Annotated in this window: 7 protein-coding genes; 4 read left to right on the forward strand and 3 right to left on the reverse strand. The window is 61.3% G+C overall.

Annotation, left to right across the window (positions count from 1 at the left end):
• On the forward strand, positions 1 to 448 hold a 448-nt coding region (locus HLUSI_RS28815), incomplete at its 5' end, for a copper chaperone PCu(A)C (protein WP_016834746.1).
• A gap of 97 nt (positions 449 to 545) precedes the next feature.
• On the opposite strand, the gene rfaE2 is transcribed toward HLUSI_RS28815, so the two are convergent.
• From rfaE2 to HLUSI_RS0114920, 3 genes are all read right to left on the reverse strand, one after another.
• On the reverse strand, positions 546 to 1,028 hold the full coding sequence (rfaE2, locus tag HLUSI_RS0114910) for a D-glycero-beta-D-manno-heptose 1-phosphate adenylyltransferase (RefSeq protein ID WP_016834747.1): 483 nt from the start codon (positions 1,026 to 1,028) through the stop codon (positions 546 to 548).
• A gap of 127 nt (positions 1,029 to 1,155) precedes the next feature.
• Positions 1,156 to 2,013 carry a ferritin family protein gene (locus HLUSI_RS0114915; RefSeq protein WP_016834748.1) on the reverse strand — a complete coding sequence of 286 codons (858 nt, stop codon included), beginning with the start codon at positions 2,011 to 2,013 and terminating at the stop codon, positions 1,156 to 1,158.
• Between the two features lie 140 nt (positions 2,014 to 2,153).
• Complete coding sequence (locus HLUSI_RS0114920) at positions 2,154 to 2,870, reverse strand: PhaM family polyhydroxyalkanoate granule multifunctional regulatory protein (RefSeq protein WP_016834749.1); 717 nt, start codon at positions 2,868 to 2,870, stop codon at positions 2,154 to 2,156.
• Between the two features lie 116 nt (positions 2,871 to 2,986).
• On the opposite strand from HLUSI_RS0114920, the gene HLUSI_RS0114925 reads away from it, so the two are divergent.
• The 3 genes from HLUSI_RS0114925 to queC all read left to right on the forward strand — a co-directional run bounded on the left by HLUSI_RS0114925 (position 2,987) and on the right by queC (position 5,815).
• Positions 2,987 to 4,075 carry a DUF3108 domain-containing protein gene (locus tag HLUSI_RS0114925; RefSeq protein WP_016834750.1) on the forward strand — a complete coding sequence of 363 codons (1,089 nt, stop codon included), beginning with the start codon at positions 2,987 to 2,989 and terminating at the stop codon, positions 4,073 to 4,075.
• A gap of 178 nt (positions 4,076 to 4,253) precedes the next feature.
• The gene (locus HLUSI_RS0114930) at positions 4,254 to 5,045 is read left to right on the forward strand and encodes a DUF3108 domain-containing protein (RefSeq protein WP_016834751.1); all 792 of its coding nucleotides are present in this window, start codon (positions 4,254 to 4,256) and stop codon (positions 5,043 to 5,045) included.
• Positions 5,046 to 5,086: 41 nt separating this feature from the next.
• Positions 5,087 to 5,815: a 7-cyano-7-deazaguanine synthase QueC gene (gene queC / locus HLUSI_RS0114935; protein WP_016834752.1), complete on the forward strand. Its 729-nt coding sequence runs from the start codon at positions 5,087 to 5,089 to the stop codon at positions 5,813 to 5,815.
• The last annotated feature ends 54 nt before the right edge of the window (positions 5,816 to 5,869 follow it).

Raw genomic sequence — 5,869 nt, forward strand, 5'->3', positions numbered from 1 at the left:
TCCAGGCGCCGCTTCCGCTCATGATTACAAAGCCGGCGACCTTCAGGTCGGCCACCCGTGGGCACGTCCGACCGTACCCGGCCAGCCGTCCGGCGGCGCTTATTTGAGCATCGAAAACAAGGGCAAGGCCGGCGACAAGCTGCTGTCGGTCAGCTCGCCTGTTGCAAAATCCTCTGAAATCCACACCATGTCCATGGACGGCAACGTCATGAAGATGCGCGAAGTCGGCAGCATCGACATCAAGCCATCCGAGAAAATCGCCATGCAGCCCGGCAACGGTTATCACATCATGCTGATCGGCCTGAGCCAGCCGCTCAAGCTGGGCGACAAGATTCCGCTGACGCTGACGTTTGAAAAAGCCGGCAAGCTGGAGGTGTCGATCTACGTCGAAGACAAGACCGCCGGCAAGGATGGCATGAAGGACATGAAGGAGCATATGCACCACTGAACAGGCCCGGCTGCCGCAGCCGCTTCCTGAAACGCCAAGGCCGGCAGCGAGCGATGCTCCTGCCGGCCTTGTTCTTTGCGGCTCCTGCGTCCTGCGATCAGCCGGCCAGCTTGCGCACCTTGGCCAGCAGCTTGGTGGTGGAGCGATCGTGCTCGAAGGCGATCGACAGCACCTGGCCGCCATAGGCCGCCACGGCCTGCCCTTCCGGAATCGCCGACATGTCGTAATCGCCGCCCTTGACGTAAATCTGTGGGCGCGCCTCCTGAACCACTTCCAACGCCGTGTCTTCATCGAAGGGCACCACCAGCGACACCGACTCCAGCGCGGCCAGCACGGCCATGCGGTCTTCGCAGGTATTGATCGGACGATCATCGCCCTTGCCGAGACGTTTGACCGAGGCATCGGTGTTGGCCGCCACCACCAGCGAGGCGCCTTCGGCGCGCGCCTGCGCAAGGTAGGTCACGTGGCCGCGATGCAGGATGTCGAACACGCCATTGGTCAGCACCACCGGCTGCGGCAAGGCGGCGACGCGCGCTTGCAGATCGGCGCGGCTGCAGATTTTCTTCTCGAAATCACTCATGGGAAATTCCAGATAACAGTTGCGTTGTACGGTTGCTTAACGATTGCTTAGGTTGCGTTGCACAGTCACATTCACATGTAAAAAAGCCGCACCTGAGTGCGGCTTTGCCGATTCGGAAGCGACCCGGTCAGGCGGCGGCGGGACGTACCGGCGGCGCCATGCGCGTGACGATTTCCTTGCGATAGCGGTTGAGCTCCTGCACGGTCTCGAACGTGCGCTCAAACAGCAGCGACATGTTGTGCAGAATCCGGTCGACGACCTTCTTTTCCCACTCGCTGTCGAACTTGATCTGCGTGTCGAGCCAATGCTCCAGCCACTCCGGATCCGGCAGACGGCTCTGCACGGTGTCGTTCGGGAACAGCGCCTGATTGACGTGCAGGTTGGTCGGGTGCAGCGGCTTTTCGGTACGGCGGGCGGAGGCCATCAGCACACCGATCTTGGCGAAGGCGGCACGCGCGGTGTCGCCGACTTCGACCAGGGCTTTTTTCATGTAGCGCAGGTAAGCGCCGCCGTGGCGCGCTTCATCCTGGCTGATGATCTTGTAGATTTGCTTGATGACCGGCTCGGTATGCCAGTCGGAGGCGCAGCGATACCAGTGGTTCAGGCGGATTTCGCCGCAGAAGTGCATCATCAGCGTTTCCAGCGGCGGCGCCGGATCGAATTCGAAGCGCACGTTATGCAGCTCTTCTTCGGTCGGCGCGAACTCCGGCTTGAAGCGGCGCAGGTATTCCATCAGCACCAGCGAGTGTTTTTGCTCTTCGAAGAACCATACCGACATGAAGGCGGAAAAGTCGCTGTCGCCGCGATTGTCGCGCAGGAACATTTCCGTCGCGGGCAACGCCGACCATTCAGTGATCGCGTTCATGCGAATGGTCTGGGCTTGCTCGTCGGAGAGCAGAGAAGCGTCGAATTTGTCCCAAGGAATATCTTTATCCATGTTCCAGCGGACTTGCTCGAGCGATTTAAACAGTTCTGGGTACAGCATTCTGACCTTGCCTATGATTTAACTTGTTGATTTTACCAAGAATTTTCCCCGTCCCCATACTAAAACGGCTTCATTTCAGAATGATGACAAGCGGCAAAGTCTCGCAAATTATGCGGACAAATGTTGTTGTTTTGCGCCGATCAAGGGGATTTTGGCTTGCGGGGGGCTGGCTTGGGTTTGCGAGATTGTACAACAGTCGATTTGGCGCGTGTTCGCGGTTTGGCTGCGGGCTTGGCTTTTGTTGTTTTTTTCTGAGCGGCCGGGGCTGGTGCTTTGGCATCTTTCCCGGCTGGCGGCTGATCGGCCAGCACGTTGCCGACCGCCTGCTGGAATTGCTCCTGCAGCAAGTTCCACCATGCCGTCGGATTGGCCATCGACGCCTGGAAATCGGGCGCGGCGGGGTCGGGCTTGGCTTCTGAAGCGGCCGGCGCCGCGGCGTCAGTCTGAGGCGCCTTTTCAGGTTCAACTTCCGGTTCGGATTCGGGCGCAGGGGCCGGTGCAGCTTCCGCCGCCGGCTTGCCTTGCGGCGGCCATGCCGGGAAGCCGAACGGCGAGCCCGTCTTCGCGGCTGCTGCGCCCTCGCCTTCACGCGCCGTCAGGATCGCGCCCATCGCCTGCAACGTCGTCAGCGTGGCGCTTTGCACTTCCAGCGTTTGTATCGTGGCGCGCAACATGTTCATGTTGAGTTCGAGCCAGGAGGCAACCGTCTTGAGATCGGAGATCTTCTTGTTGATTTCTTCCACCGACAGCGACGGGATGCCGATCGCCGGCGTGCCCATGCTGCCCCACATCTTGCGCATGAATTCCATGGTGTCGGAAATCGATCCGGCGCCGGGCATGTTGTTGTGGTTCAGCATTGCAGTCTCCAATCGGCAAAATGATCACGTAAGGGTTGCGACGATTGTACGTGGTTTGCACAGGCGAGCAACGCATTCCTCGCCTCCCGATCGCGAGGGCGCGATACACTTGCGCCATGACAGAAGCAACGGCTTTTCCACCCACCAGGCGCTGGCGCATTGCCGCGCTGATCCTGCTCACCATCGTGCTGCACGTACTGGCCATCCACTGGGGCAAGGCGTATTTCAACGCGACCGACACCGATGCACACGCGACGTCCAGCGTGAGCGTCACGCTGCGTCCGATGGAGTTGCCCAGGCAGCCGGTGTCGTTGCCGGTGGCTGCCGCACGGAAGCCGTCGAAAACCGTCAAGCCGCGTCCGCCGGCCTCACCGGCGCCAGAGGTCTCCAATGCCGTTGCTGCCGTCGACGCCATCAGCGACACGCCGTCGACCGTGAACGCAGTTGCGCCGGAACCGGTGCACGCCGCCGCCTCTGCCGAACCCGCGCCCGCATCCGCACCTCCCACAGACGACAACCCGCCCGCCGTTCAGGGTACGCAATATCACATCGATCCGCCACCCTCCGCCGAACTCGAATACGACGTGCTGGCGTTCTCCGACAACCTCACCTGGCATGGCACCAGCACGCTGGACTGGAAAACCGACGGCAGCCGCTACACAGTCGACGGCGAGGTCTATACGCGCCTGTTCGCCAAGATCGCCTTCCTGAACTTCACCAGCAGCGGCGAGATCGGCGCGTTCGGCGTCGAGCCCGAGCTGTACACCGAGAAGAAACGCAATCGCCCCGCCACCAATACGCACTTCAACCGCGAACGCAATCTTGTCAGCTTTTCCGCCTCGACCACCAATTATCCGCGTGCCGGCGGCGAACAGGACCGCGCCAGCCTGATCTGGCAACTGGCCGCCATCGGCCGCGGCGACAGCGCCAAATTCGCGCCCGGCGCGGTCATCGACATGTTCGTAGCCGGCGTGCGCGATGGTGAAGTGTGGCGCATGCAAGTCGTCGGCCAGGAAGAAATCCGCCTCATCACCGGCGCCGCCCAGGTCTGGCACGTCGTGCGCCAGCCGCGCCCGGGATCGTACGAGCAGCGCCTCGACATCTGGCTGGAACCGGGCCGGCAATGGTATCCGGCGCGGCTGCGCTTTACCGAAACCAACGGAGACTATCTGGAACTGTCGCTGTCCAAGCTCAAGACGCCGTGACGAAAAACTCTACGGCAAAAACCCGGCAATAAAAACTCTATAAAAAACTCTATAAACTAGCGTCATCGAGCGTGGTCGAACAAACGAGCAACGCTCCGAAAAACCGTAGGCATGCATCGTCCCGGCAGATACATCGACATCGCCGCCGGACAGTTGCCGAATTTTCAAGTGATCCCACATGCATAGTCAAACCGTCAACACTTCCTCGCAGCGCGTCCTGTCGCGCCTGGTCTGCGCCCTGCTGCTGAGCGCCACCGCCGCCATCGGCCCCCTCGCGCTGGCAGCCGATCCGGCCGAACATCCGGTGCTCAAGCGCAAGGTCAGCCTGCCGCCGTCGGCCGACCTCCACTACAACATCGAAGCCAAGCAAAGCGGCCTGCAAGTCACCGGCGAATCGACGGTCAAGTGGAGCAACGCCAACGGCAAATACAGCGTCAACGCCGAAACGCGCGCGATGCTGGTCGGCAAAATTCTCGAAGCCACCAGCGAAGGCGACATCGATGCATTCGGCCTGGCGCCGGCGCGCTTCGTGGAAAAACGCTTCCGCCGCGAAGCGTCCACCACCACCTTCAACCGCGAAACGCACGCCATCAACTTCACGCAATCGACTGAAACCTATCCCCTCAAGGGAGGAGAACAGGATCGCACCAGCATCATCTGGCAACTGATCTCGGTGGCGCGCGGTGCGCCGGACAAGTTCACCAACGGTTCCGAATGGCAGTTCTTCGTGGCCGGTCCGCGCGACGCCGAACAATGGAGCTTCAAGGTGGTCGGCCGCGAAAAGATCAAGACGAAACAAGGCGAGGTCAACGCCGTGCACATCTTCCGCGCGCCGCCGCCGGACGACAAGAGCCAGAAGCTCGACATCTGGCTGGCGCCGTCGTCGGACTGGTATCCGGTGCGCCTGCGCTTCACCGATCCGGATGGCGACTTCATCGAACAGACGCTCGATAACGTCAGCAAAAAATAACGGCAACGGCATCCACACCCCATCAATAAGAAGACGGAAACATGAACATCGCAACAACACCACGTCCCTCCCTGCCGCACCGCGCGCTGGTCCTGTTCAGCGGCGGCCAGGACTCCGCCACCTGCCTCGCGTGGGCGCTCTCGCGCTATGAAAAAGTCGAAACCATCGGCTTCGACTATGGCCAGCGTCACGCCATCGAACTGACAGTGCGCCCGGCGCTGCTGGAAAAAATGCGCGGCTTTTCGGACGAGTGGAACAACAAGCTCGGCGAAGATCACATGGTCGATCTGTCCCTGATCAGCAAGATTTCCGACACCGCCCTGACGCGCGACGTTGCCATCTCGATGCAGGAAAACGGCTTGCCCAACACCTTCGTGCCGGGTCGCAACCTGCTGTTCATGACGGTGGCGGCGACGGTGGCCTATCGACGCGGACTGGATGTGCTGGTGGGCGGCATGTGCGAGACCGACTTCTCGGGTTATCCGGATTGCCGCGATGACACCATGAAGGCCTTGCAGGTTGCGCTCAACCTCGGCATGGCGACGCAGCTCAAAGTCGAAACGCCGCTCATGTGGATCGACAAGGCAGCCACCTGGCGCCTGTCGGAAGAACTCGGCGGCAAGGCGCTGGTCGACCTGATCCGCGCGGACACGCACACCTGTTATCTGGGCGAGCGCGGTGCCTTGCACGACTGGGGTTACGGTTGCGGCACATGTCCGGCCTGCGACCTGCGGGCGCGCGGTTACCGGCAATACGTGCAGGCCGCATGAGCACCTGATGCCGACATCTCAGGCGTAAAAAAACGGCAGGGTCGCCCCTGGGGG

It is taken from the genome of Herbaspirillum lusitanum P6-12 (assembly GCF_000256565.1).
Taxonomy (GTDB): Bacteria; Pseudomonadota; Gammaproteobacteria; order Burkholderiales; family Burkholderiaceae_D; genus Herbaspirillum; species Herbaspirillum lusitanum.

What these genes read in the sequence shown, in the direction of transcription:
- rfaE2 (WP_016834747.1), bottom strand. Translation starts at nt 1,028, where the DNA reads ATGAGTGATTTCGAGAAGAAAATCTGCAGCCGCGCCGATCTGCAAGCG.
- HLUSI_RS0114915 (WP_016834748.1), bottom strand. Translation starts at nt 2,013, where the DNA reads ATGCTGTACCCAGAACTGTTTAAATCGCTCGAGCAAGTCCGCTGGAAC.
- HLUSI_RS0114920 (WP_016834749.1), bottom strand. Translation starts at nt 2,870, where the DNA reads ATGCTGAACCACAACAACATGCCCGGCGCCGGATCGATTTCCGACACC.
- HLUSI_RS0114925 (WP_016834750.1), top strand. Translation starts at nt 2,987, where the DNA reads ATGACAGAAGCAACGGCTTTTCCACCCACCAGGCGCTGGCGCATTGCC.
- HLUSI_RS0114930 (WP_016834751.1), top strand. Translation starts at nt 4,254, where the DNA reads ATGCATAGTCAAACCGTCAACACTTCCTCGCAGCGCGTCCTGTCGCGC.
- queC (WP_016834752.1), top strand. Translation starts at nt 5,087, where the DNA reads ATGAACATCGCAACAACACCACGTCCCTCCCTGCCGCACCGCGCGCTG.